Annotated in this window: 21 protein-coding genes and 1 pseudogene; 14 read left to right on the top strand and 8 right to left on the bottom strand. The window is 69.5% G+C overall.

Annotated features, from left to right (window positions below; genetic code table 11):
• Positions 1-313: 313 nt before the first annotated feature.
• The 3 genes from ACZ60Q_RS06305 to ACZ60Q_RS06295 are packed head-to-tail and all read left to right on the top strand — an operon-like array spanning position 314 to position 1,089.
• Positions 314-448, top strand: a complete 135-nt coding sequence (locus ACZ60Q_RS06305) for a hypothetical protein (RefSeq protein WP_469629161.1) — start codon at positions 314-316, stop codon at positions 446-448.
• A gap of 24 nt (positions 449-472) precedes the next feature.
• Complete coding sequence (locus ACZ60Q_RS06300) at positions 473-742, top strand: hypothetical protein (protein ID WP_469629159.1); 270 nt, start codon at positions 473-475, stop codon at positions 740-742.
• A 38-nt stretch (positions 743-780) separates the two neighbouring features.
• On the top strand, positions 781-1,089 hold the full coding sequence (locus ACZ60Q_RS06295; RefSeq protein WP_469629157.1) for a hypothetical protein: 309 nt from the start codon (positions 781-783) through the stop codon (positions 1,087-1,089).
• A 123-nt stretch (positions 1,090-1,212) separates the two neighbouring features.
• Here ACZ60Q_RS06295 and ACZ60Q_RS06290 read toward each other — a convergent pair whose 3' ends face one another.
• The 3 genes and pseudogenes from ACZ60Q_RS06290 to ACZ60Q_RS06280 form a co-directional block, all read right to left on the bottom strand.
• Positions 1,213-1,488: a hypothetical protein gene (locus ACZ60Q_RS06290; RefSeq protein ID WP_469629154.1), complete on the bottom strand. Its 276-nt coding sequence runs from the start codon at positions 1,486-1,488 to the stop codon at positions 1,213-1,215.
• A gap of 460 nt (positions 1,489-1,948) precedes the next feature.
• On the bottom strand, positions 1,949-2,173 hold the full coding sequence (locus ACZ60Q_RS06285; protein WP_469629151.1) for a DUF6228 family protein: 225 nt from the start codon (positions 2,171-2,173) through the stop codon (positions 1,949-1,951).
• Positions 2,115-2,310, bottom strand: a pseudogene (locus tag ACZ60Q_RS06280) (transposase); the annotation flags it as partial. The gene ACZ60Q_RS06285 and the pseudogene ACZ60Q_RS06280, both read right to left, overlap by 59 nt.
• Positions 2,311-2,563: 253 nt before the next feature.
• On the opposite strand from ACZ60Q_RS06280, the gene ACZ60Q_RS06275 reads away from it, so the two are divergent.
• Complete coding sequence (locus ACZ60Q_RS06275; protein ID WP_469629149.1) at positions 2,564-3,193, top strand: GNAT family N-acetyltransferase; 630 nt, start codon at positions 2,564-2,566, stop codon at positions 3,191-3,193.
• Between the two features lie 369 nt (positions 3,194-3,562).
• Here ACZ60Q_RS06275 and ACZ60Q_RS06270 read toward each other — a convergent pair whose 3' ends face one another.
• Positions 3,563-4,141 carry an FxLYD domain-containing protein gene (locus ACZ60Q_RS06270; RefSeq protein ID WP_469629146.1) on the bottom strand — a complete coding sequence of 193 codons (579 nt, stop codon included), beginning with the start codon at positions 4,139-4,141 and terminating at the stop codon, positions 3,563-3,565.
• A 142-nt stretch (positions 4,142-4,283) separates the two neighbouring features.
• Between ACZ60Q_RS06270 and ACZ60Q_RS06265 the strand changes: the two genes are divergently transcribed.
• Positions 4,284-4,901 (top strand): histidine phosphatase family protein, encoded by a 618-nt coding sequence (locus tag ACZ60Q_RS06265; protein ID WP_469629144.1) that lies wholly within the window; start codon positions 4,284-4,286, stop codon positions 4,899-4,901.
• A gap of 94 nt (positions 4,902-4,995) precedes the next feature.
• On the opposite strand, the gene ACZ60Q_RS06260 is transcribed toward ACZ60Q_RS06265, so the two are convergent.
• Positions 4,996-8,880, bottom strand: coding sequence for a GH92 family glycosyl hydrolase (locus ACZ60Q_RS06260; RefSeq protein WP_469629550.1), 3,885 nt, complete (start codon positions 8,878-8,880; stop codon positions 4,996-4,998).
• 515 nt (positions 8,881-9,395) lie between these two features.
• On the opposite strand from ACZ60Q_RS06260, the gene ngcE reads away from it, so the two are divergent.
• From ngcE to ACZ60Q_RS06215, 9 genes are all read left to right on the top strand, one after another.
• The gene (gene ngcE, locus ACZ60Q_RS06255) at positions 9,396-10,841 is read left to right on the top strand and encodes an N-acetylglucosamine/diacetylchitobiose ABC transporter substrate-binding protein (protein WP_469629142.1); all 1,446 of its coding nucleotides are present in this window, start codon (positions 9,396-9,398) and stop codon (positions 10,839-10,841) included.
• 49 nt (positions 10,842-10,890) lie between these two features.
• Positions 10,891-11,811 (top strand): carbohydrate ABC transporter permease, encoded by a 921-nt coding sequence (locus tag ACZ60Q_RS06250; protein WP_469629140.1) that lies wholly within the window; start codon positions 10,891-10,893, stop codon positions 11,809-11,811.
• Positions 11,811-12,761 carry a carbohydrate ABC transporter permease gene (locus ACZ60Q_RS06245; protein ID WP_469629138.1) on the top strand — a complete coding sequence of 317 codons (951 nt, stop codon included), beginning with the start codon at positions 11,811-11,813 and terminating at the stop codon, positions 12,759-12,761. Before ACZ60Q_RS06250 ends, ACZ60Q_RS06245 begins: the two co-directional genes overlap by 1 nt.
• Before the next feature lie 212 nt (positions 12,762-12,973).
• On the top strand, positions 12,974-14,173 hold the full coding sequence (locus ACZ60Q_RS06240) for an ROK family transcriptional regulator (RefSeq protein WP_469629136.1): 1,200 nt from the start codon (positions 12,974-12,976) through the stop codon (positions 14,171-14,173).
• A 120-nt stretch (positions 14,174-14,293) separates the two neighbouring features.
• Positions 14,294-15,406, top strand: a complete 1,113-nt coding sequence (locus ACZ60Q_RS06235; protein ID WP_469629133.1) for a sugar ABC transporter substrate-binding protein — start codon at positions 14,294-14,296, stop codon at positions 15,404-15,406.
• 275 nt (positions 15,407-15,681) lie between these two features.
• Complete coding sequence (locus ACZ60Q_RS06230; protein ID WP_469629130.1) at positions 15,682-16,470, top strand: ATP-binding cassette domain-containing protein; 789 nt, start codon at positions 15,682-15,684, stop codon at positions 16,468-16,470.
• A complete protein-coding gene (locus ACZ60Q_RS06225) occupies positions 16,467-17,780 on the top strand; it encodes a sugar ABC transporter permease (protein WP_469629127.1) in 1,314 nt (437 codons plus the stop codon). Before ACZ60Q_RS06230 ends, ACZ60Q_RS06225 begins: the two co-directional genes overlap by 4 nt.
• 160 nt (positions 17,781-17,940) lie before the next feature.
• Positions 17,941-19,854 carry a 1-deoxy-D-xylulose-5-phosphate synthase gene (gene dxs, locus ACZ60Q_RS06220; RefSeq protein WP_469629125.1) on the top strand — a complete coding sequence of 638 codons (1,914 nt, stop codon included), beginning with the start codon at positions 17,941-17,943 and terminating at the stop codon, positions 19,852-19,854.
• A 190-nt stretch (positions 19,855-20,044) separates the two neighbouring features.
• A complete protein-coding gene (locus ACZ60Q_RS06215; RefSeq protein ID WP_469629547.1) occupies positions 20,045-21,511 on the top strand; it encodes an amino acid permease in 1,467 nt (488 codons plus the stop codon).
• Positions 21,512-21,532: 21 nt separating this feature from the next.
• On the opposite strand, the gene ACZ60Q_RS06210 is transcribed toward ACZ60Q_RS06215, so the two are convergent.
• The 3 genes from ACZ60Q_RS06210 to ACZ60Q_RS06200 are packed head-to-tail and all read right to left on the bottom strand — an operon-like array spanning position 21,533 to position 26,066.
• A complete protein-coding gene (locus tag ACZ60Q_RS06210) occupies positions 21,533-23,695 on the bottom strand; it encodes a prolyl oligopeptidase family serine peptidase (protein ID WP_469629122.1) in 2,163 nt (720 codons plus the stop codon).
• Positions 23,692-25,137 carry an MFS transporter gene (locus ACZ60Q_RS06205; protein WP_469629119.1) on the bottom strand — a complete coding sequence of 482 codons (1,446 nt, stop codon included), beginning with the start codon at positions 25,135-25,137 and terminating at the stop codon, positions 23,692-23,694. Before ACZ60Q_RS06205 ends, ACZ60Q_RS06210 begins: the two co-directional genes overlap by 4 nt.
• Complete coding sequence (locus ACZ60Q_RS06200) at positions 25,134-26,066, bottom strand: DUF6895 family protein (protein ID WP_469629116.1); 933 nt, start codon at positions 26,064-26,066, stop codon at positions 25,134-25,136. The genes ACZ60Q_RS06205 and ACZ60Q_RS06200 overlap by 4 nt, the downstream gene beginning before the upstream one ends.
• Between the last annotated feature and the right edge of the window lie 2 nt (positions 26,067-26,068).

Below are 26,068 nucleotides of genomic sequence, written 5' to 3'. Positions count from 1 at the left end.
AGCGGTAAGGGCCGCGCCCCGGGAAGTCCCGGGGTGCGGCCCTTCCGCGTCGCACCGTCCTACCGGATCGTCACAGCGCGTGCCGATCGACTTCGCCGATCCGGCACTTCGTGCCGGCGGCCACCTCGCCGGACCCCTGGGCCCTCACGTCGACCGACGCGCCGGGAGCGACCTCCTCCGTGGTCGCGATGCCGTGACCCGGCCCCCTCGGAACCGGACGTGCCAGTCGTCCCGGCATCCGGAGGTCGAGTCCGGCGCACGCACTCCGCGGCCTCCACTGGCACTTCCGCATACGTTCCGAATGCTCTGGTCCATGACCATCGCAGCAGGCCTCCCTGTGGCGACTCGGCGCTCCTCGGAGCTGAGCAAGCATTCCGCCGAGGTCTTCGCGGAGGCCGAGGAACACCCCGTGACGGTGACCGGCGCGACGGCGAGGCTCTGGTCCTGATGTCGCAGCGCGAGGCCGAGGGCCGTGCCCGCTTGCTGGACCTTGCCGCGCAGCTCATCACCGGTCACCCTCGACGACCGCGGCTCGTTCGCCGAGCGGATGTCCAAGGCCTTCCCTTGGATGCTCGCGCTGTCGTCGGCCGACCGGGAGTCCTGCGCGCAGGACCTCGTCGATGCGGCGCGTGTGTCGTTCTCCACCGGCCGGCCGCACTTCGCGATCGCGGAGCTGACCTCCTGGAAGGAGACGGCCACCGCTGTCACGGCCGGGCTCAGCAGCGGCAGTCCTGGTCTGTAGTGGCTCGACGACGATGAGGCCGCGGAGCGTCCGTAGCCGTGGCGGCCGCCAGGAAAGGCGAGCTGGTTCCTCACCCTCCGAAGAAGATCGAGTACGAGATCCGCTTCGCCACAGCCGACGCCTACTTCTGGCACGGTTCGGCCGGCAAGGAAGACGGCTTCGTCTTCGCCGAGGAGGACGAGGCCAAGTGCGGCACCGGCACGAAGGTCACCCGCACGCTCACCTTCGCCGTCGAGCCGTGGTGGGATCTGGACAAGAACTCCAAGGGCACGAACGGGAAGGTCGCCGCCAGCGCGGACGGCGTGGACGGGTTTCGCCGGGGTCGGGTCGATCGGCTCGAACGCTGAGCGTGCCCCGGCCCGTCCGGGCCGGGGCACGGGAACCGGGCCCGCCCGGCGCCGGGGGCCGCACGGGAGTACGGCCGGCCGGGCAGGCCCGTGATCAGGCGGCGAGGTGCTCGCGCGCGCTGCCTACTTGAAGAGCTTGCCGTCGAACGTGGCCCGGTCGTACATCTGGTGCACGGCCTGGCCCAGGATCGGGATGCTGATGTGCTCGAAGACATCCTCGACCAGGTCGATGTCACCGGTGTTGTAGATCAGCGGTCCGTTGATGTTGATCAGGCCGCCGGACAGAATGCCGGAGCGCGGCTGCTGTTCCTGAGCGTGCGCGGTGCCGCTCGACATCGTCAGGGCGATACCCGTCGCCACCAGAACCGCAAACCCCGCACTGCGTACGCGACGCTTCATTCTCTACTCCGCTTCTGGGAACTCACATGTCCGGAATCGGCCCAGCGCCAACCGCCCGTCGAGAAGGGTGGGATGAACTGGGGGTGTTGCCGCGGGGGCCGAAGTGATCGTCAGCTTGCCATCGGGTCAAAGGCAAGTAAAGTGCCTGGTCAGCAGGATGTTGATCTTGTCTTGTTCTCGATGAATTCGCTATCGACGACTCATTCCCATCGGCAAATCCCGCCGGGGGTGGCCCTGTGCGGGCGACTGGCCGCATGGGCATGCCAACCGCGCATTTCCCTGCTCCAGGTGCCCGGGGGCAGGTCGCGGACGCGGCGGGCGGCCCGCCGGCGAGCCCGATTCAGCAATTTCCGACCCGTATCGAGGCCGGACGTGCCGTCAGCGACTGATGGCTGACGGTGTCTCAATTTTTATTGAAGATTCCGGGCATCTCCGAGCCCACTCCTGACGAGACGTCAATTCACTTGCCCCGATTCCGTGGTGAGGAAGTGCTGGACGTCCGCCGCCGGCGATGCCATCTGCTCACGGCTTCCAGCCACGTGGTCACCGAGGCACTCCAGCCATCGTCGACTTCCCGCCATGGGCGGAGCGTCCACGCCAGACCGATACGCCCCCTCGGAGCGGAAGACGGCGGCGGTTGTAGAGGGTCGACCAGGCGCCGAACTCCGTCGGCATCTCCCGCCATTGCCCGCCCGTCTTGAACCGCCATATCACGCCCTCGAACTGCTGCCGCAGTCGCTCGGGATGCGGGCCGTACTCCCCGATCGGCAGGTACGGCTCGATGAATTCCCACTCCACGTCAGTCAGTTGCACTCGCGTCACGGACAACGACTCACCCGATCGGGCCCCGCCACGAGAGCGAATCCCACAGATTGATCACGACCCGATACGTGCCCCAGTCCTGCTTGGTCGTTGGTTGGGCCCGTTCGCTTCCTGCTGGGCCGGGTTCCGGTCGGCTGGCGTGGCGGGCACACAGGACAGGGGCGTCAGGAGAAGCGGAACGGGGCATGAGTCAATCCCTTGGGTCCGCTGTCGGCGGACCTGGTGATGCGTTTCGTGATGAGAGGCTCCTCGAGTGACCGCTTCCGTGACTGGCTGCGAGCCGGCCGACGCAGGCGACCTGGACACCCTGGTCGATGTCTACGTCCCGGCGTTCTTCGACGACCCGGTGTTCTGCTGGGTCTTCCCCGACCCGTCGCGCCGAGTGGAGGGGCTGCGGGCGTTCTTCGGCACGGTGGCCGCCGCCACCTTCGCCGGCGGCGGATCCGCGCTGCAGACCGACGACTTCGCCGCGGTCAGCATGTTCTACCCGCCCGACGCGCCGACGCCCACTGAGTCCGGCCAGCAGGAGTTCCGGGACCGGCTGGCCAGGAGCCTGGGCGACCAGGCCGGTCGGGCGCTGGCTGTGATGGCGCTGCTGGAGGCCCATCACCCCCACGACCTGCCCGCGCACTACTACGTCACCTTCCTCGCCGCCCTCCCCGGGCATCAGAGCCGTGGCCTGGGGACCCGCTTGCAGAAGGCCGTTTTCGCGCTCGCCGACGCGAGCGGGGCCGGCACGTACAAGGAGGCGAGCTCCCCGCGCAACCTCGCCCTGTACGAACGGCTGGGCCACCATCGCCACGGGCCCGGGATCCGCCTGCCCGACGGGCCCTCGATCTGGCCGATCTGGCGCCCGGTCCAGGCCCGGCCCACCCCACGGTGACCACACCCCGACAACACCGCCGGAGCACCACTGCCCATGCCGGCACGGTAGCTGCGGAGCCAACTGCCGACGGCGGCCCGCCCGTACGGGACCGCCGTAGTCGAGGAGGACGTACGGACGTGTGAAGCGGATCGGGTCGCCGGAGTCGGTCATGCCCCTTCATCGCCGATCCCCGACCTCTCGCCGGCAGATGCTTCGGCGCCCGCCGCCGTAGCACCGGGCGGAACACGGAACAACCGCCAACGGAGCACGTTGGCTCACCCGTGCCACGCGTGTTGAGGTGCTGCGTCAACGTTGAGGAAACTCGGATATATGCCCCGGGAAGTCCCGGGGTGCGGCCCTTCCGCGTCGCATCGTCCTACCGGATCGTCACAGCGCGTGCCGATCGACTTCGCCGATCCGGCACTTCGTGCCGGCGGCCACCTCGCCGGCCCCCTGGGCCCTCACGTCGACCGACGCGCCGGGAGCGACCTCCTCCGTGGTCGCGATGCCGTCGGCCACCACGGCGCCGTCTCCGTCCACGAACGTGACGGAGACGATGTAGGCCACCGGGGCCCCGGTCCTGTTCACGATCCTCAGATCGGCGTGCGGCCAGCTGATGAGGGAGTCGCGCGTGCACTTCGTGATCGTGACGTCCCCCTCGGCGGCCGGCTCGGGCGTGACGGGCTCCATCGGCTCCTCGTCGTAGGAGTCGGAGTAGGGCGCTTCCGACCGCTGGGGCAGCGCGATGGAGTCCGAGACCGAGTTCATCAGCGCGTAGACGAGCGCCACCACCACCCCGACCACGACGAGCCCGCCGCCCACGGCGAGCGTCACGATCAGCCCCGTGCGCTGTTTGTGCGGCGGCGCCTCGGGGGCGGCCCACGGTGAAGGCCGCGGCGTACCCCCCGGCGCCTGGTGCTCCGGCTGCGGCTGTTCGGGCGGCGGTGGCGGAAAGTAGTCGGACATGCGGTCCCCCAGGGGAAAAGGAACAGGTGAGGGACTTACGGTACGTGGCCCCACCCATCCCACCAGCACTACCCGCCCCACCCGCCCCACCGGCACCACCCGCCCCACCGGCACCACCTGTAGAGAAAGCGACGGGACCACCATGGGCGAGCTGATCCTTATCCGGCACGGCGAGACCGAGTGGTCCCGTTCCGGACAGCACACGAGCTACACCGACCTCCCCCTCACCGAGGTCGGGGAGCGCCAGGCCCGCGCGCTCGTCCCGCTGCTGGTCGACCGGAACATCGGGCTCACCCTCGTCAGCCCGATGATCCGGGCCCGCCGTACCGCCGAACTGGCCGGACTCCCCGACCCCCGGGTCACCCCCGAGCTGCGGGAGTGGGACTACGGCGGCTACGAGGGCGTCACCACCCCGGCGATCCGCCGTACCCGGCCCTTCTGGAACCTGTGGACCGACGGCGTCGACCCCGGGTCCGATGAGCACCCCGGCGAGAGCCCCGCCCAGATCGGGCAGCGGGCCGACCAGGTCCTCGCGGGCGTCCGGTCCGCCGCCGAGGGAATCGGGAGCGCGGACATCGCGCTCGTCGCGCACTCGCACTTCCTGCGTGTCCTCACCGCCCGCTATCTCGGCCTGACCCCGGCCGAGGGGCGGCTCTTCCAGCTCGCCACCGGCGCCCTCTCCCGGCTCGGCACCGAACACGGCCGGCCGGTCGTCGCCGCCCTGAACCTCGCGTTGCCCGAGAGCCTCCAGCCGGAGTGAACCCCGACCTGCCCGAGAGCCGCCGGCGGACGTGAACGCCGACGGCCGGCACCCCGTCCTCGGGTGCCGGCCGCCCGTGTTCCTCGCGTACGGCTCACGAGAGCAGCTCCACCTCCGCGAGCGTCGCCGAACCCGTCAGCACCAGCCGGTACTTCGCGTAAACGCCGGGCCGGTCCACCGAGAACACCCGGGTCTGCTTGTCCCAGGCGAACGACTGGCCGGAGCGGCGGTCGATGTCCGTCCACTTCCTGCCGTCGGCCGAGCCCTGGAGCGTCCAGCCCTTCGGGGCCTTGTCGGCCGCCGCCGACGTCAGCGTGTACTGGATCCCCTTCCTCGCCGAGGACACCGGGAGCTCCACCGAGTCGACCGTCGCCGAGGTGGCCGAGGTGTCGTCGAAGAGCGCGCCGTCACCCTGGAGCGCGTCGCCCTTGGGCGTCGGGACCTTGTCGTCCTTCTGCACGGAGACCGGGGCCGCGTCCTTGCCCGTGCCCCACGCCGACGGCTTCGGGCCCATGTCGAACTCCAGCGTGCCGCCCTTGGCCAGCACGTCGTGCGGGAGCGCCGTGGAGGTCCACTTCTTTCCGTTGACCTTCACGCCCTGCACATAGATGTTCCTGTCGCTGTTCTTCGGGGCCTTCACGACCAGCTTGCGGCCGTTGTCCATGCGGACGGTGACCTCTCTGAAGAGCGGCGAGCCGATCGCGTACTCCCCGCTGCCCATGACCAGCGGGTAGAAGCCGAGCGAGGAGAAGAGGAACCAGGCGGACTGCTCACCGTTGTCCTCGTCGCCGTGGATGCCCTGCCCGATCTCGCTGCCGACGTACAGCCGGCCCAGCACCTCGCGGACCTTCTCCTGCGTCTTGTACGGCTGCGAGGCCGCGTTGTACATGTACGTGGCGTGGTGGGCCACCTGGTTGCTGTGCCCGTACTGGCCCATCCGCACGTCACGCGCCTCGGTCATCTCGTGGATGACGCCGCCGTAGCTGCCGACGAACTCCGGGCCCGCCGTCTCCGGCGTCGAGAAGTACGTGTCCAGCTTCTCGGCCAGGCCCGCCCGGCCGCCGTACAGGTTGGCCAGGCCCCGGCTGTCCTGCGGGGCGGTGAAGGCGTAGCCCCAGCCGTTGGTCTCCGTGTAGTCGTAGCCCCAGACACGGGGGTCGTACGCGCCGGAGGGCAGACGCCAGTCGCCGTTCGGCTTCCTGCCCTGGAAGAAGCCGACCTTGTCGTCGAAGAGCTTGACGTACTTCTGCGCCCGGTTCATGAAGTACTCGGACTCTTCCCTGTACCGGGCCTTCCTCGTCTTCTCGTACAGCTCCTGGCCCATCCGGGCGATGCCGTAGTCGTTGACGTAACCCTCCAGCGACCAGGACAGTCCCTCGTGGGTGGCGGTGTCCGCGTAGCCGGTGAAGACGGAGGTCTCCAGGCCCTTGCGGCCGACGCCCGGGGACGGCGGGGCCACGGTGGCGTTCTTGAGCGCCGCGTCGTACGCCGCCTCGGCGTCGAACCTCACGCCCTTGACGTACGCGTCCGCGAACGCCACGTCCGAGCTGGTGCCGGTCATCAGGTCCGCGGCGCCGGGGGAGGACCAGCGTGAGGTCCAGCCGCCGTCCTTGTAGTGCTGGACGAAGCCGTCCACCAGCTCGCCGGCCTTCTTCGGGGAGAAGAAGGAGTAGGCGGGCCACGTCGTGCGGTAGGTGTCCCAGAATCCGTTGTTGACGTACACCTCGCCGTCGACGATCTTCGCGCCGGTCCGTGTCGGGGTGGACTCGCCAACCGCCTTGGAGAAGGGGCTGGCGTACCTGTTCTTGCCCTTCACCTTCTCGTGGCCGGAGTTCGGGTAGAGGTAGAGCCGGTACAGGCTGGAGTAGAGCGTCGTCAGCTGGTCCGCGCTCGCGCCCTCGACCTCGACCGTCCCGAGGACGTCGTCCCAGGCGCCCCGCGCCTTGCGCTGCACCCGGTCGAAGGAGGCGGACTCCGGGATCTCCATGGCCAGGTTCTTCTTCGCCTGGTCGACGCCGATCAGCGAGGTGGCCAGGCGCAGGTTGACCGTGCGGTCCTTGCCCGCGTCGAAGCGGAAGAACCCGGTGACGTCGTCGCCCCCGCCGCCCTTCAGCCTGCCGCTGTCGGTGACCGGCGCGTCGAAGACGCCGTACACGAACATCCGGGTGGCACCGGTGGACAGGCCGCTCCTGACATCCGAGTAGCCGGAGAACGAGCGGGTCTTCGGGTCCAGCGTGATGCCGCCGTCGTTCGAGACGTTGTCGAAGACCAGACTCGCGTCCTTGCCGGGGTAGGTGAACCGCATCCGGGCCGCGTGGTCGGTCGGTGTCATCTCGGCCTTGAGGCCGTTCTCGAACGTGACGCCGTAGTAGTGCGGCTTCGCCGTCTCGTTCTCGTGCCGGAACGGCAGCGCGCGGACCGTCCGGGACGCGTCCGGGGTACCGCTCGCGGCCGACGGCATCAGCTGGAAGGTCTGCCGGTCGCCCATCCAGGGGCTCGGCTCATGGCTGGCGCCGAAGGCCTGGAGTGTGGGGAGGTTGTCCGCGTTGTTGCCCCGGTGGTAGTCGTACAGCCAGCTCAGCGAACCGGCGTTGGTCACCGGCGTCCAGAAGTTGAAACCATGCGGTACGGCCGTGGCCGGAATGTTGTTGCCGCGGGAGAAGCCGCCACTGGAGTTGGTGCCGCGGGTCGTCAGCGCGTAGTCCGACAGATGTGCCTTGCGCTTCTCGGGCTTCTTCGGGGCGATCGTGATGTCGTCGATCCAGCCCTGGAACTTCGCCGGCCCCTTGGGGGAGTCGTACGCCACCAGGATCCGGTCGACGGTCTTGCCCGCGGCGACCGCGCCGAGGCGGGCGGCGACCTTGTTCCACTGGTTGACGTAGAGGCGCTTGGCGTCCGCCTGGCCCTGCGGGGTCAGCGGCCCGCCGTGGCTGTCGGTGGCCTTCAGCTCGCTCAGATAGGTGCCGTCGGTGAAGGCCAGGTCCACCGCGACGTGCGTGGCGGGATAGTTCAGGTCGGTCTCGCCCATCTGCGGGTAGACGAGGTAGGACAGCTCGGTGTCCTTGGTGACGGCCGTGTTCACGTCGAAGATCTTGTTGTACGAGTAGGCGCGTCCGTCGGGGGTGTGGGTGCCCGCGTAGCGCAGTGCCTTCTTTCCGGTGAATCCGGCGCCGGACTTCGCGGTGGGGGATCCGGAGGGACCGCGGTCGGGCTGGCTGCGCATCTCGTCGGGCACCGGCGCGGAGGTGTCACCGTTCGAGAACTGAACGTCGGCGAGTTGCAGCGCGTCCGACGCGCCGTTGTTCGCGGTGATCTCCAGGCGGAGGTGCCGGTAGGCGGTGTCGCCCGAGAAGCCGTACTTCTTCGTCTCGTGCCGTTGGGCGAAGGTCTCGCCCGCACGGGTGTCGAGGTCGGTCCACTCCTTGCCGTCCGCCGAGCCCTTGAGCGTCCAGTCCCTCGGGTCGCGCTCGGCGTGGTCGTTGGCCGAAGTGAGGGCGTACGTCACGATCTTGATGGGTTCGTCCAGATCGAACTCGACCCAGCCGGTGGGCTTGAACGCCAGCCACTTGGAGCCCGGCTCGACGTCGACGAGGTTCTCCTTGACCTCCCCGCCGGCGGTGTTCTCGGCGCTCGCGCGCAACTCCGTCACCCGGTCGGTGACATTGCCCGGTATGCCGGAGGAGAAGCCTCCGTCGACGCCGGAGGACCGTTTCTCGCCGTCGGGGCCCTCCTCGACGGTGCCGCGCCAGTCGGGCTGCTTCTCATCCGCCTCGAACGAGGTGCTGAAGGTGCGGTCGCCGGACGGCTTCCGGTCCGGCGAGGAGGGTTGGGCGGTGGCGACCGCGGGGGCGATCACCACCAGGGCGAGTGACGCCGCCAGGGCGGCTGCTGTGGGGGTCCGTCTCCGGCGGGGGGCCGGGCGGGGGAGAGCGTGAGGGTCCTGGTCTGATCCGTGATTGAGGCCGCGTGGTGGCTGCATGCCGAGCCGTTCCTCCCCGGGAAAATACATGGACAACGTTGTCATAACGGGATGCAAGGTCCAGTAGGGATCCCAGTGACGGGACGTGTCAAGGGTGTTGCCGCGAGGCCCCTCGGCGAATCGGCCGGAATGGGGAAATAGCCGCCGCGGGAGGAGGGCGCGGGGTGCCGAGGTGTCCGTGAGGTCTCAACTCGGGAAAGACTGCCGCCCAAACCTGCGTTCGATCTTGCTCAGTTGGCGGCAAGTGGACTATACCTGTCGGCATCTGCACGGCCGCTTCACGCGGAGGTGCACGCGGGGGAAACAGGGACGGTTGTGAGGACGCCGGGGGTGTCCTCGCTGTACGGTCTCCCGGCATCCCCACTGCACCGGTCCGTCCGGTACATCTGCATTTCCGCATATCTGCATGACCCAAGCGCAACTGACCGCGGTGGCGGGGCCCTTCGCCCATGAGGCGAATTTTCGACGGGTGACCGGTACACCGCCTGAGTCCTGGAGAAGGCGAGGACTTGAGCATGGGATCCACCTCCGCCCACAACAATGAGGGCCTTGGCCGTCGCGATCTGATCAAGCGTTCGGCCGCACTCGGCCTGATCGCTGTTCCGACGATGAGCTTCCTGTCCGCCTGCGCGAGCGGCGACAGCGGCAGCGACGACAAGGTCGAAAAGGTCGAAAAGACCGAGAAGAACCCGCTGGCCGTCAACGGCAGCGCACCGCTGGAGATCGTCATCTTCGACGGTGGCTTCGGCACCAAGTACGCCGAGGACGCCAAGACCGTCTACGAGAAGACCTATCCCGAGTCGAAGGTCAAGTTCTCCGCGACGCAGAAGATCCAGTCGGTTCTTCAGCCGCGGTTCAACGGTGGTACCCCGCCGGACCTGATCGACAACTCCGGTGCCCAGCAGATGGACATGGGCGTCCTGGTCGGCAAGAAGCAGCTCACCGACCTGACCCCGCTGCTCGACGCCCCCTCCATCGACGACCCCGCCAAGAAGGTCCGCGACACCCTGCGGCCGGGCATCATCGAGATGGGCCAGTTCGACGGCGACCCGGTCTGGATCATGTACTACGCGTACACGGTCTACGGCGTCTGGTACTCGCAGACCGCGCTGGAGAAGCTCGACGCCACGTACCCGGAGACCTGGGACGACATGCTCGCGCTCTGCGCGAAGGCGAAGAAGGAGGGCATCGCCGGCTGGACCTACCCCGGCAAGCACCCCTACTACATCCCCTTCTCGCTGTACCCCTTCATCGGCAAGATCGGCGGCGTCGAGGTCCTCGACGCGATCGACAACCTGGAGCCGAAGGCCTGGGAGCACCCCGCGGTCAAGGCCGCCTTCGAGGCGTACTACGAGCTCGTCGCCAAGGACTACATCCTGGAGGGCACTCCGGGCCTGGACCACCGCGGTTCGCAGGGCGCCTGGGCCCGCGGCAAGGCGCTGTTCATCCCGAACGGCTCCTGGGTCGAGAACGAGGAAGCGGCGATCATCCCCAAGGACTTCAAGCTGTCCGTGGGCGCTCCCTCCAGCCTCGACTCCTCGGACAAGCTCCCCTTCGGCACCCTCTGGGCGTCCGGCGGCGAGCCGTTCATCGTCCCGAGCAAGTCGAAGAACCCCGAGGGCGGCATGGAGCAGCTGCGCATCATGCTCAGCGAGGCCTCTTCCAAGTCCTTCACCGCGAGCACCAAGTCGCTCTCCGCCTTCAACGGCGGCACGGACGGCATCGAGCTCTCCGACGGCCTCAAGTCCGGTGTCGCCGCGCTGGAGAAGGCCGGCACCAACGTGGTCAACCCGCGGATGCAGGACTGGTACGTGAAGCTCCAGAAGGAGCAGATCGGTGTCGCCGCGATCGGCGAGATGATGGCCGGACGCGCCAAGCCGGCCGAGACCATCAAGAAGATCCAGGCCTTCGCCGACGCGACCGCCAAGGACCAGTCCATCAAGCACTTCAAGCACCAGTGACCACGCGTCACCAGCGGCGGGCAGCACGGGAAGGTCGGAGTCGGTAACGATGCAACACGGTAAATACCGGTTCATAGTCGGGTTCTTGGTGGTCCCGATGGCGTTGTACGTCATCTTCGTCATCTGGCCCTTCATCCAGTCCGTCTACTACTCGTTCACGGACTGGACGGGGCTGAGTCCCGACTTCAAGATGGTCGGGTTCGACAACTACACCAAGATGCTCAATGACGACATCTTCTGGAAATCGCTGCAGCACAGCGTGACGCTGGCTGTTCTGCTGCCGCTGGTGACGCTGGGGCTCGCCCTCTTCTTCGCCTTCATGCTCAACGTGGGCGGGCGGCGCCGTAAGGGCGCCGCCATCGTCGGCGTACGGGGCTCCGGCTTCTACAAGATCGCGTACTTCTTCCCGCAGGTACTCTCGATCGCGATCGTGGCCATCCTGTTCCAGTTCGCGTTCGACCCGGCCCAGGGCATGATCAACGGCACGCTCAAGGCCGTCGGCTTCGACGACGTGCCGACCTGGCTGGGCGATCCACAGCTGGCCCTGTGGGTCGTCATGGCGGTCCTCGTCTGGTGTACGACCGGCTTCTTCGTGGTGCTGTTCTCCGCGGGCATGGCCTCCATCCCCAAGGACTTCTACGAAGCCGCCCTGCTGGACGGGGCGAGCCGCTTCACGACCTTCTTCCGGATCACGCTGCCTCTCCTGTGGGACACGGTCCAGTCCGGATGGGTCTACATGGGCATCCTGGCACTCGGCGCCGAGGGCTTCGCGATCGTCCACATCATGAGCGTCGGTCCCGGCGGGCCCGACTACTCGACCACCGTCCTGCCGCTGTACGTGTACCAGTCGGCGTTCCGGGACGGACAGGCGGGCTACGCGACCACGATCGGTGTCGCCCTGCTCATCGTGACGCTGGCGTTCGCCGCCATCGTCATGCGGGTGGGCCGGCGCGAGCGGCTGGAGTTCTGATGAAGACCACTGACACCCCTCCCTCCGGGCCCTCCGGGTCCCCCTCCGACGCCGAAGCGGCGAAGGTTCCGGCCCAGCGCACCGGGCCGGTGGACAAGGGCCCCTCCGCCCCCGCGAAGAAGAGCGAGGGCCAGGTCCTCAACGTCTTCTCGCACGGGATGCTGATCCTGTGGGCGATCATGGTCGTGCTGCCGCTGTTCTGGGCGGTGATGTCCTCGTTCAAGACCGACGCGGACATCTTCAACACCCCGTGGTCGCTGCCCAGTTCGCTGAACTTCGACAGCTGGGGCCGGGCCTGGAGCCAGGCCCACATGAGCGAGTACTTCCTGAATACCATCCTCGTGGTGGGCGGGTCGCTCACCGGCACCCTGGTGCTCGGGTCCATGGCCGCCTATGTGCTCGCCCGCTTCGAGTTCCCGGGCAACCGGTTCATTTACTTCTTGTTCGTCGGCGGCATGAGCTTCCCGGTCATGCTGGCGCTGGTCCCGTTGTTCTACGTCCTGGACAACATGGGGCTGCTGAACACGATCCACGGCCTGATCCTCGTGTACATCGCGTACTCGCTGCCGTTCACCGTGTTCTTCCTGACCTCGTTCTTCCGTACGCTGCCGACCTCGGTGGCGGAGGCGTCGATCATCGACGGGGCCTCGCACACCCGCACGTTCTTCCAGGTCATGCTGCCGATGGCCAAGCCCGGCCTGATCAGCGTCGGCATCTTCAACTTCCTGGGGCAGTGGAACCAGTACATGCTGCCGACGGTGCTGAACACCGACCCGGACAAGCGGGTACTGGCCCAGGGCCTGGTGGAGCTGGCCTCCAGCCAGGGCTACAAGGGCGACTACTCCGGCCTCTTCGCCGGGCTGGTGATCGCGATGCTGCCCGTGCTGGCGGCGTACATCATCTTCCAGCGCCAGGTCGTCTCCGGCCTGACGGCGGGCGCCCTGAAGTAGCTCTCCTCTCGCGCACGGCCCGGTGCCCCGGCGGAATCCCTCCGCCGGGGCACCGGGCCGTAGTGGTGTGCGCGTGCTCAGGTCTTGACGGGAGGTGCCCCCGAACGGTCAGCTTGGAGTTCACATGTTGGAGGAAGCCGGGGTCTCATCGCTGCGGCCCCGGCCGGGGCGGTCCTCAGGATCGCCCGCCAAGGGCAGGAGTGGATGAGCCGATGGAGACTCCCGGGTCGCAGACATCGCTGCACAGGGCCAATCTGGAGCGGGTCGTACGCGCCGTACGGATGGCGGGATCGCTCACCCAGGCGGAGATCGCCCGGAGCACCGGGCTCTCCGCGGCCACCGTCTCCAATATCGTCCGGGAGCTGAAGGACCGCGGAACGGTCGAGGTCACCCCCACTTCGGCGGGCGGCCGACGGGCCCGCAGCGTCTCGCTCAGTGGTGACGCGGGCATCGTCATCGGCGTCGACTTCGGCCATACGCATCTGCGCGTCGCCGTCGGCAACCTCGCCCACCAGGTGCTCGCCGAGGAGTCCGAGCCGCTGGACGTCGACGCCTCGTCCGCCGAGGGCTTCGACCGGGCGGAGACGCTGGTCAAGCGGCTGATCGAGGACACGGGCATCGGCCCGGACAAGGTGATCGGCATCGGTCTCGGCGTGCCGGGCCCCATCGACGTCGAGTCCGGCACGCTGGGCTCCACCTCGATACTGCCGGGCTGGACGGGCATCAACCCCAGTGAGGAGCTCTCCGGACGCCTCGGCGTGCCCGTGTACGTCGACAACGACGCCAATCTCGGGGCGCTGGGCGAGCTGGTCTGGGGGAGTGGGCGGGGCGTCAAGGACCTCGCGTACATCAAGGTGGCCAGCGGCGTCGGCGCCGGTCTGGTGATCGACGGGACCATCTACCGGGGTCCCGGCGGCACGGCCGGCGAGATCGGGCACATCACGCTCGACGAGTCGGGCCCGGTGTGCCGTTGCGGCAACCGCGGCTGCCTGGAGACCTTCACCGCCGCCCGCTACGTCCTGCCGCTGCTCCGGCCCAGCCACGGCCCCGGGCTCACCATGGAGCGGGTGGTCCAGTTGGCCCGAGAGGGCGATCCGGGCTGCCGCCGGGTGATCGGCGACGTGGGCCGCCACATAGGCAGCGGCGTGGCCAACCTGTGCAATCTGCTCAACCCCAGCCGCGTCGTGCTCGGCGGCTCGCTGGCGGAGGCCGGGGAGCTGGTCCTGGGGCCCATACGGGACTCCGTGTCGCGTTACGCGATCCCCAGCGCGGCCCGGCAGCTCTCGGTGCTGCCCGGCGCGCTCGGTGCGCGCGCCGAGGTGCTGGGCGCACTTGCCCTGGTGCTCAGTGAGATGGGGGATTCAACCCTTTTGGGGAGCACGTTCTCCCCGGCGACTCCTGTCTTCACTTAGATAAGCAATGGCACCGTTGTCATCTCGTTAAGGATTTACTCCTTGACGCTGACGCTGGGGCCGAGTTGACTTCCAGCCACCTCGGCCGCAACGTCGCGGCCTCGTCAGGGAGGTTCGAGAATGAACACGCGTACGCGTCGCGCCGCCGTTGCCGTTGCCGCCGCCACGATGGCGATCTCGCTGGCCGCTTGCGGGAGCGCCAAGGAGTCCGGCGACAAGGCCGAGCAGAGCTCGGAGAAGAAGGGCGACGACCTGAAGATAGGTCTGCTCCTCCCCGAGAACCAGACGGCCCGTTACGAGAAGTTCGACCGGCCGATCATCGAGAAGAAGATCAGCGAGCTCACCGACGGCAAGGCGGAGGTCGTCTACGCCAACGCCAAGCAGGACGCGAACACCCAGTCGCAGCAGATCGACACGATGATCACCAACAAGGTCGACGCGCTCATCGTGGGCGCCGTGGACTCCAAGGCGATCGCGAACAGCATCAAGAAGGCCAAGGACGAGGGCATCCCGGTCGTCGCCTTCGACCGCCTCGCCGAGGGTCCCATCGACGCCTACACCTCCTTCGACAACGAAGAGGTCGGCCGGGCCCAGGGCACCGCTCTGCTGGAGGCCCTGGGCGACAAGGCCGACGGCGGCACGATCGTGATGATGAACGGCGCGATCACCGACCCGAACGCCGCCCTCTTCAAGAAGGGTGCCAAGTCGGTCCTCGACGGCAAGGTGAAGTACGGCAAGGAGTACGACACCAAGGAGTGGAAGCCGGAGAACGCCAACACCAACATGGAAGCGGCGATCACCGCGCTCGGCAAGGACAGGATCGACGGCGTCTACTCCGCCAACGACGGTATGGCGGGCGGCATCATCACCGCCCTCAAGGCCGCCGGTCTGTCGCCGCTCCCGCCGGTCACCGGCCAGGACGCCGAACTGGCGGGCGTGCAGCGCATCGTCTCCGGTGAGCAGTTCATGAGCGTCTACAAGTCCTACCCCGCCGAGGGCATCATCGCCGCGGAGATGGCCGTCGCCCTCGCCAAGGGCGAGAAGCTCGACCCGATCGCCACCTCGAAGGTCGACAGCGCCACCACGAAGGGCATCCCGACGGTCCTCGTCCCGGTCGTCTCGCTGACCAAGGACAACATCAAGGACACCGTCATCAAGGACGGCATCTGGACGCTGGACGAGATCTGCTCGGCCAAGTACAAGGCCGCCTGCGACAAGATCGGTCTGAAGTAGGCCCCGGGACCCGGCCCGCCCCCGAGCTGCCGGATCCCGCCCGCCGCGACGCCCGCCGCGCCCCCGCGGGGGCGCAGACCGCCCCCAACCGCCCGCGCCCGCCGGACCCCGGCCCACGCGCGCGCCACGAAGCCTGTCCGGCGCCCCGCACACCAACCGCCCCGCTACCGGGCGGGGCGTCGGACAGAACGCCTCACCCCCGTTTTCCCGCTGTGCTCGACACCGCCGCGCCTTCCCCCGGGAGCGGCATCCCCGCCGGTCAGGCGGCGAAGGAGATGGTTCATGTGTCCGCTACGCCCGTGTTGGCGTTGCGAGGGGTCTCCAAGCGCTTCGGTGCCGTCCAGGTACTCACCGATGTAGAGCTTGAGGTCCACGCCGGCGAGGTGGTCGCCCTGGTGGGCGACAACGGCGCCGGTAAATCAACGCTGGTCAAGACGATCGCCGGAGTGCACCCCATCGATGACGGCGTCATCGAGTGGGAGGGCAGGGCCGTGCAGATCAACAAGCCGCACGACGCCCAGAACCTCGGCGTCGCGACCGTCTACCAAGACCTCGCGCTGTGCGACAACATCGATGTCGTCGGCAACCTCTACCTCGGCCGGGAGCTGCGCAGGTTCGGCATCCTGGACGAGGTGGAGATGGAGCGCCGCTCCCGCGAGCTGCTGTCCACGCTCTCCATCCGCATCCCGAGCGTCCGCATCCCGATCGCCTCGCTCTCCGGCGGCCAGCGCCAGACCGTGGCCATCGCCCGGTCGATGCTCGGCGAGCCCCGGCTCGTCATCCTCGACGAGCCGACCGCGGCCCTCGGCGTCGAGCAGACCGCCCAGGTCCTCGACCTCGTCGAGCGGCTGCGCGAGCGCGGCCACGCGGTCATCCTCATCAGCCACAACATGGCCGATGTGAAGGCCGTCGCCGACAAGGTCGCCGTGCTCCGGCTGGGCCGGAACAACGGTGTCTTCGATGTGAGGACCACCTCCCAGGAAGAGATCATCTCCGCCATCACGGGCGCCACGGACAACGCCGTGACCCGACGTGCGGCGCGCAACGCGGAGGTTTCCCAGTGACCACCGACAAATCCACCACCTCGCTGGACAAGGCCGACGCCACGGCCGGCGCCCCGCCGGCCGGCAACCCGGACGCGGCCGAGGGCGCCGCCACGGTGATCGACCCCCGCCTGCTCGTCCGCGAGCAGGGCCTGGCCGGCTACGTCACCGAGTTCAGGCGCAGGATCAGCGGTGGCGACCTGGGCTCGATCCCGGTGATCGTCGGCCTCGCGATCATCGCCATCGTCTTCCAGAGCATGAACTCGGAGTTCCTCTCCGCGAAGAACATCAGCGACATCGCCACCACGATGGTCGCCACCGGCATGATGGCCGTGGGCATCATCTTCGTTCTGCTGCTCGGCGAGATCGACCTCTCGGTCGGCTCTGTCTCCGGTGTCTCCGGTGCCCTCGTCGCGGTGCTCAGCGTCACCCAGGGCATGAACGAATGGCTGGCGATCCTCGTCGCCATCGTCGGCGGCGCGGTGATGGGCGCGATCCACGGCTTCTTCTTCGCCCGGATCGGTGCGCCCGCCTTCGCCGTCACCCTGGCGGGCCTGCTGTTCTGGCTCGGCTTCATGCTCCAGCTGCTCGGCGACTCCGGCACGATCAACCTGGACGGCGACGGGGTGGTCGGCAAGCTGACCACGTACTACTTCACCGACGTCGCCGCCGCCTACGGGCTCGCCGCCATCGCCGTCATCGGCTACTTCGCCGCGGCCTTCCTGGACACCCGCCGCCGCGAGGCGGCCGGCATCCCGGCCCGCCCGCTCGCCGACATCGCCGTGCGCACCGCGGTCATCGGAGTGTTCGGCTTCGCCGCCGCGTACATGTTCAACCAGTACCGCGGCCTGCCGCTCGCACTGGTCCTCTTCCTGATCGTCCTGGTCGGCACGGACTTCCTGCTCCGCCGTACGGCCTACGGGCGGAAGATCTTCGCACTCGGCGGCAGCGTCGAGGCCTCCCGGCGTGCCGGCATCAACGTCACCGCCATCCGGATCTCCGTCTTCTCCATCGCGGGGACCTTCGCGGCGATCGGCGGCCTGTTCTGGGCCTCCAAGATCGCGGCGGCCAACCAGGGCTCCGGCACCGGCGACCTCCTGATGAACGTCATCGCGGCAGCCGTCATCGGCGGCACCAGCCTCTTCGGCGGTCGCGGCCGCACCTGGAACGCGCTGCTCGGCGTCATGGTGATCGTCTCCATCCAGTACGGACTGTCGCTGGAAGGCATCGCCACCCCGATCCAGTACATGGTCACGGGTGCGGTGCTTCTCGCCACGGTCGTCATCGACTCCGTCACCCGTAAGACCCAGAAGACCGCGGGCCGCGCCTGACCGCACAACCGTGCGGGCGCCCGTGCCCCCAGGGGCGTCGGGCGCCCGCGTGGGTCCGGTATCCCCCGCGAACAGGGCCGCCCGATGCCCGCCGCCGCGAGCGGAACATTAGACTCATCGGATCGGCACGCTCGATCAGCTCAAACGCAAGGAGGCACGGGTGGATCTGCTGACCCGTATCAAGGGACCGCGCGACCTGGACCGGCTCAGCCTCGGCGAGCTGGACCAGCTCGCGGAGGAGATCCGCACCTTCCTCGTGGACGCGGTGTCCAAGACCGGCGGACACCTCGGCCCCAACCTGGGCGTCGTCGAGCTCACCATCGCCCTGCACCGGGTCTTCGAGTCGCCCCGGGACAAGGTCCTCTGGGACACCGGCCACCAGAGCTACGTGCACAAGCTGCTCACCGGCCGCCAGGACTTCTCCCGGCTCAAGAGCAAGGGCGGCCTCTCCGGCTACCCCTCCCGGGCCGAGTCCGACCACGACGTCATCGAGAACAGCCACGCCTCCGGGGTTCTCGGCTGGGCCGACGGCCTTGCCAAGGCCAACGAGGTCCTGAGGAAGGACGACCACGTCGTCGCGGTCATCGGTGACGGCGCGCTCACCGGCGGTATGGCCTGGGAGGCGCTGAACAACATCGCCGCCGCCAAGGACCGGCCCCTCGTCATCGTCGTCAACGACAACGAGCGCTCCTACGCCCCGACCATCGGCGGCCTGGCCAACCACCTCGCCACCCTCCGTACGACCGACGGCTACGAACGGTTCCTGGCCCGCGGCAAGGACATCCTGGAGCGCACGCCCGTCGTCGGCCGCCCGCTCTACGAGACCCTGCACGGCGCCAAGAAGGGCCTCAAGGACTTCATCGCCCCGCAGGGCATGTTCGAGGACCTCGGCCTGAAGTACGTCGGCCCGATCGACGGTCACGACATCGAGGCCCTGGAATCCGCGCTCCAGCGCGCCAAACGCTTCCGTGGCCCCGTCATCGTGCACTGTCTCACCGAGAAGGGCCGCGGCTACACCCCCGCCCTCCAGGACGAGGCCGACCGCTTCCACGCGGTGGGCAAGATCCACCCGGACACCGGCCTGCCGATCTCCACCTCCGGCCTCGACTGGACCTCCGTCTTCGGCGAGGAGATGGTCAAGCTCGGAGAGGAGCGCGAGGACATCGTCGCGATCACCGCGGCCATGCTCCAGCCCGTCGGCCTCGGCAAGTTCGAGGCCGCCTTCCCGGACCGGATCTACGACGTCGGCATCGCCGAGCAGCACGGTGCCGTCTCCGCGGCCGGCCTCGCCACCGGCGGACTCCATCCGGTCTTCGCGGTCTACGCCACCTTCCTCAACCGCGCCTTCGACCAGGTCCTGATGGATGTCGCCCTGCACAAGTGCGGCGTGACCTTCGTCCTGGACCGGGCCGGCATCACCGGCACGGACGGCGCCTCGCACAACGGCATGTGGGACATGTCGATCCTCCAGTGTGTGCCCACGCTCCGGATCGCCGCCCCGCGCGACGCCGACCAGGTCCGCGCCCAGCTGCGCGAGGCCGTCGCCGTCGACGACGCGCCCACCGTGGTCCGCTTCTCCAAGGGCGCGGTCGGCCCCGCGGTCAAGGCGGTCGGCAGGGTCGGCGGAATGGACATCCTGCTCGAGCCGAAGGCCGTACGCCCGGATGTCCTGATCGTCTCCGTCGGCGCGCTCGCCCCGATGTGCCTGGAGATCGCCGGCCTGCTGGACGCCCAGGGCATCTCCAGCACCGTCGTCGACCCCCGCTGGGTCAAGCCCGTCGACGAGGCGCTCGCCCCGCTCGCCGAGCGCCACCGCGTCGTCGTCACGGTCGAGGACAACAGCCGCGCCGGAGGCGTCGGCTCCGCCGTCGCCCAGGCCCTGCGCGACGCCGGTGTCGACGTACCCCTGCGCGACTTCGGCATCCCGCCGGTCTTCCTCGACCACGCCTCGCGCCGCGAGGTCATGGCCGAGATCGGACTGACCGCGCCGGATATCGCCCGGCAGGTCACCGGCCTGGTCGCCAAGCTCGACGGCCGTTTCGAGAGCCGCGCCGTGGAGCCCGCCCGCGACTGACGCGCTCACCTCCGTACGGCCGATGGGCCGGGAGAACCGCCCCTGTACGGGTGGTTCTCCCGGCCCATTCGCGTGAAACGGGCCAGATGGCGCGATCCCGTGCCGAACCGCTCCCAATCATGGCGTTCACAACGAATGCGTGGAGGTATCGCAGGTGAGCGCGCAGGTCACACCACCCCGCGGGAACGGCATGTTCCGCACCAAGTCCGTCGAACAGTCGATCCTTGACACCGAGGAGCCGGAACACGCGCTCCAGAAGTCCCTCTCCGCCCTGGACCTGACGGTCTTCGGCGTCGGCGTCATCATCGGCACCGGCATCTTCGTCCTCACCGGACAGGTCGCCAAGGAGACGGCGGGTCCCGCCACCGCCATCGCGTTCGCCGTGGCGGGCGTCGTGTGCGCGCTGGCCGCGCTCTGCTACGCCGAGTTCGCCTCCACCGTCCCGGTGGCCGGCTCCGCGTACACCTTCGCGTACGCCGCGCTGGGCGAGCTGGTGGCCTGGATCATCGGCTGGGACCTGGTGCTGGAGTTCGCGCTGGGCACCGCGGTGGTCGCGGTCGGCTGGTCCGGCTACGTCCGCTCACTGATGGACAACGCCGGCTGGACGATGCCCGAAGTGCTCTCGGGGACGGATGTGGCGGAAGGTTTCGGCTTCGACATCCTGGCCTTCGCCCTGGTGCTCGTGCTCACCGTCATCCTCGTCGTGGGCATGAAGCTGTCCGCCCGGGTCACCTCGGTCGTGGTGGCGATCAAGGTCGCCGTGGTCCTCATGGTGATCATCGCGGGCCTGTTCTTCATCAAGGCCGAGAACTACAAGCCGTTCATCCCGCCGGCCGAGAAGCAGCCCGCCGGCTCGGGCTGGGACGCACCGTTCGTGCAGCTGCTGTTCGGCTACGAACCCACGAACTTCGGCGTGATGGGCATCTTCACCGCCGCCTCCATCGTCTTCTTCGCCTTCATCGGCTTCGACGTGGTGGCCACCGCGGCCGAGGAGACCAAGCTGCCCCAGCGAGACATGCCGCGCGGCATCCTCGGCTCGCTCATCATCTGCACGGTGCTCTACGTGGCGGTCTCGATCGTGGTCACCGGCATGCAGCACTACAGCGAACTCTCCGTCAGCGCCCCGCTCGCCGACGCCTTCAAGGCCACCGGCCACCCCTTCTACGCCGGACTGATCAGCTTCGGCGCGGCGGTCGGTCTCACCACGGTCTGCATGATCCTGCTGCTCGGCCAGACCCGGGTCTTCTTCGCGATGAGCCGCGACGGCCTGCTTCCGCGCTTCTTCTCCAAGACGCATCCGCGCTTTCGCACGCCCTACCGCCCGACGATCCTGCTCGGCGTGCTGATCGCGATCATCGCCGGGTTCACGAGCATCGAGGAGCTGGCCACCCTGGTGAACATCGGCACCCTCTTCGCGTTCGTCATCGTCGCCCTCGGCGTCCTGGTCCTGCGCCGCACCCGGCCGGACCTGCCCCGCGCGTTCCGTACCCCGTGGGTGCCGGTGCTCCCGATCGTCTCGGTGGCCGCCTCGGTCTGGCTGATGCTCAACCTGCCGGTGGAGACCTGGGTCCGCTTCGGCGCCTGGATGGCTCTCGGGGTGATCATCTACTTCGTGTACGGGCGCTCCCACAGCCGGATGGCCAAGGAGGGCCGCTGACGCCCGTGCCGGGCCGGTTCCTCATGGAGCGACCCCGCCCGGCGCCCGCAGCCCCACCTGCCCGGCCAGGAACGCGAGGCACTCCGCTTCCAGCGTCACCACGCGCGAGACGGCGCGGGCGCCGTGCCCGACGCCGCGTTCCAGGCGCAGCAGGACCGGCCCGGCGCCGGACGTGGCGTGCTGAAGGGCGGCGCACATCTTGCGCGCGTGGAGCGGGTCGGTCCTGGTGTCGCCGTCCGAGGCGGCCAGCAGCACCGCCGGGTAGCTGACGCCGGGCGTGACGCGGTGGTACGGGGAGTAGCTCAACAGCGTCCGCGCCTGCGCGGGGTCGCGCACACTGCCGTATTCGGGCACCCAGCTGGGCCCCAGCCCCGACGACTCGAAGCGGACCATGTCCAGGAGCGGGACCCGGCACACCGCGGCGGCGTACTTCTCGGGCTCCTGGGTGAGGGCCGCGCCGACCAGCAGCCCGCCGTTGGAGGAGCCCATGACCGCGACCCGGCCCGGTGCGGCCCAGCCGGCCGCCAGCAGGTGGTCGGAGGCGGCGGCGAAGTCGTCGAACGTGTTCTGCTTGTTCGCCCCGCTGCCGGCGAGGTGCCACTCCTCGCCCTCCTCGCCGCCGCCGCGCAGCCCCGCCCAGGCGAAGACACCGCCCGCCCTGACCCAGGCGAGGATCTGGGGCCGGTACCGGGGCGACATGATCTGGCCGAAGCCGCCGTATCCGGTGAGGAGGGCCGGGCGCGGCACGTCCGGGCGGCCGGTGGGGGAGATCACGAACATCCGTACCGTCGTCCCGTCCCGGGACGGGAAGGCGACCTGCCGGGTGACCGCACCCTCGACCTCCTGCGCGTGCCGGGCGCCGTGCTCCCAGCGCGTCACGCGGCACGTCCGCCCGTCGAAGCGGAGGACGCGCGTCGGCGTCTCGAAGTCGGTGTACGTGAACCAGGCCTCGTGGCCGCCGGCCGGCCCGGCCGCGAAGTCTCCGACGGTGCCGCTGCCCGGCAGCGGTACCGAGGCCACCTGCCTGCCCTCCGTCAGGTCGTGCACGGTCACTTCCGCCACCGTGTGGCGGGTCCAGGCGGCCAGGCCGAGCGGGTGGTCGAGCTCGGGGCCGGAGACCACCGCGAAGTGGGTGAGAACCGCGTCGGGACGGCCCGCGACCACCTCCCGCCACGCCTCGGGGCCCCGGTGGAGCGCGTCCGGCGGACACGCGACGACGTGGCCGCGAGCGGCGCCGTGGTCGGTGCGCAGCCACACCGGGTCCTGCGGACCGGTGCCGGGCGCCACGTGCAGATGGGTGGCGGCCGGGGTGTTCTCCTGGACCGGCACCAGCGGTGGCCGCTCCAGCGGTCCCGCGGTCAGGTCGGCCAGATAGAGGTCGGTGCGGCGGCCGGTGCCGAGCGTGGCCCTGACCCCGAGCCAGCGGCCGTCGGCGGACACGGACACGCTGTAGAACTGGGTCCGGTCCCGGCCCTCGCCGAAGACCAGGGCGTCGGTGCCGGGCGCGGTCCCCACCCGGTGCAGCCAGACCCGGCGGTGGTACTGCTCCTCGCCGGGGTTGAGCCGCGGGTCCAGCCGCCGGACGTAGAAGAACGCCTCGCCGCCGGGCAGCCAGGCGACCGACGACCTCCGCACCCGGTCCACCGGCCCGTCGACGGTCTTCCCGGTCGCCACGTCGATCACCTGGAGCCGTGAGTCCTCGGTGCCGTCCCGGGAGATCTGAAAGGCCAGCAGATCGCCCTCCAGGGACGGCTGCCAGGCATCGAGGACGGTGCGTCCGGACGGATCGAGGACCTGGGGGTCCAGCAGCACCCGCCCGGTATCCGCCCCGAGCTCCGCCCCGGTATCCGCCCCGGGCTCCGCCACCATGAGCACGGGATGCTCCTGGCCCGCGTCCTGCCGCAGCCAGAAGACTTTGCCGCCGCGGACCCTGGGCGGTGTCGCGCGATCGACGGCGGTGAGCGCCGCCACCTCCGCCTCCCACCGCTCCCGGCCGGCCCAGGCCGCCCGCTCCGTCGCGTAGAGGGCCTCCTGCTCGGCGTCCCAGCCGATCACCGCGTCCGTCTTCGCGTCCTCCAGCCAGCGGTACGGGTCGGGGACGGGCACCCCGTGCAGCTCGTCCACGACGTCCTGCCGGGCCGTGCGGGGGTACGTGTGCGGTGCCGGTCGGGCGGCGGAGGTCACTCGGTGCTCCCTCGTCGTGGTGGGGCGGGGGTTCTGACAGCGGCGGTCCGCGAGGCCGCCTCCTTCGCAGGTCCGGTGGGCTCCCCGGCCGTTTCCTCCCCGGCCGGTCCTCCGGTGGGCCCGCCGCCCTCGGCGGTCTCCGTGTCGGGCAGGGCGCCGCGGGCGTAGAGACCGGACAGCAGGATGCACAGCCCGGCCACGGCGATGATCGTGTCGATGGGGCCGAACCGGAGGCCTGCCACCGAGCCGTCGAAGTTCCGCAGCACGGTGCCGGCGAGCCAGCCGGACACCGCCGCCGCGACCATCGCCGCCAGCTGTGTCATCGGCTGGAACACGGAGACCACCCGCCCGCGGTACTCGGCGGACGCCGCCGAGAGCAGCAGCGGGGCCATCGCGGTGTTCAGCACGGTGAGGGGAATGGTGAACAGGACGAGCAGGATGATGCCGCCGATGAATCCGGTCTGCCGGGAGTAGGCGACCAGCAGGGCGCCGCTCACCAGCAGGCTGACCCAGGTCGTCCGCCGTGCCCCGATCCACTGCACCACCCGGCCGGCGCACAGCGCGCCGACGATGCCGCCCACCCCGATGGCCATGCCGACGTAGCCGAAGAGCCGGGCCGACATGCCCAGGTTCTCGGTGGTGAAGAAGATGTTGAGCGTGTTCAGCGCGCCGACCCCGAACTGGCCGATCACGGCGAAGACCAGCAGCGCGACCAGGAACTTGCTGCGCCCGAAGAAGCGGAGGCCCGCCACGAACTCCCGCAGCACGCCGGACCGATGACCGGCGGCCTGCCCCGTGCCGCTCCCGTCGACCGGAGCCTTCGCGGCGGGGGCCACCCGGACCGAACGGATGGCGACGTACGACACCAGGTAGGAGAGCGCGTTGAAGAGCATGGCCCATTGCACGCCCAGCGTGAAGAACAGCGGTGCGGCGAGCGGCGGGCCGACGATCAGAGCCGTCTGACTGGTCGCCTGGGTGATGCCGGCCGCCCTGGCGCGGTCGGCCTCCCCGGTCACCAGGTCCGCGATGATCGTGAAGCGGGCCGGTGCGAAGAACCGGGCGGCCGCGTGCAGGAGCAGCACGGTGCCGTAGACGAGGGTGAGCCACACCCCGGCCGGCAGCGCGTCGGCCGGCAGGAAGGAGACGGCGGCCAGCAGGGCCACCAGACCGCCGCGCAGCACTTCGGTGCCGAGCATCGTGCGGCGTTTGTCCCAGCGGTCGACGAAGACGCCCGCGATCGGACCGACGACCAGCACGGCGGTGCCGCCCGCCACCAGGACGCCGCTCACCGCCGCCGGGGCCCAGCTCTCGTCCTTCGCCAGCACGGTGGCCACCCACAGCATCAGGGTGGTGCTGAAGACCATGTCCCCGACGGACGAGATGGCCTGCCCGATCCAGAGCCGCGTGAAGTCGGGGCTGATGAGGAGCGGTCGGGGTGTCATGACGGCCTCCCCGACGAGAGGACCAGGGTCATGAGAGCGGTCACGAGCGTCGTGTGGTACGCCTTCCGGAAGAACTCCCCGGCCGGGGCCGACGGGGACGCCATGAGCGCGGGGGACCGCCCGGGAATCGCCCCGTCGGACCGCTGGGCCCGCACCAGGCACTCCACGGCCGCCGCCCCCGAGGGGGTGCGCAGCGGCTCCAGCCCCAGGATGAACTGCGTGATGACGAGTTCGGCGGCCAGGTCCCACCGGTCCTGCCCGACGCAGTGGTCCAGCATCCGGCGGACCAGCTCCCGCGCGGGTGCCAGGGTGTCCTCGGCCAGTCCGGTCGCGGTCCGCCCGTAGTCGCCGAGGAAGAACGCGGCATGGGTGAGGGAGTATCCCTCGGAGTCGGTGAGCGGTGCCGTGTCCCCCGTCGCCGCGCTCCCCGGCGCGGCGGCCGGCAGGGTGACGAGCGGGCTCTGTCCGACGAGTTCGGCGTACGGCTCGATGGTGTGGTCCGCACCCGCCTTGTCCGCGTAGAAGCGGGTCTCCATGCGCTTGAGCGGCGACTTGCCGGCCGGCGAGAGGAAGCCGGGAGCGAGCCGCGCGAGCGTGGCCCGGGGCACCGTGTCGTCGATCCCGTCGGGGGCGAGCGCGGCGTAGGCCAGTCCATAGGTGGGGGCGGAAGGGGGATGGGTGTCGAAGAGCCGCGGGAACTCCGGGCGCTGCCAGAGCTTGCGCAGCAGGGTGGTCGCCCCGTCCAGCCGCTCCACGTGGGGTCCGCCGGCCCATGCCGAGCAGTGGCGGAGCAGCGCCAGTTCCAGTACGGCCTTCGCCTGCTGGTGGGTCGGCGTCCCCGCGTCGGCCGCGTACGGGTCGAAGTGGTCCAGGTTCGCTCCCAACCAGTCGAGCGTGCCGGCGGAGAGCTGGTCGAGAGATGGCGTCATGG

It is taken from the genome of Streptomyces sp. NPDC104313, assembly GCF_055583985.1.
The sequence above is the reverse complement of the archived record's forward strand: the minus strand, read 5'-3'. Positions and strand labels throughout refer to the sequence as shown.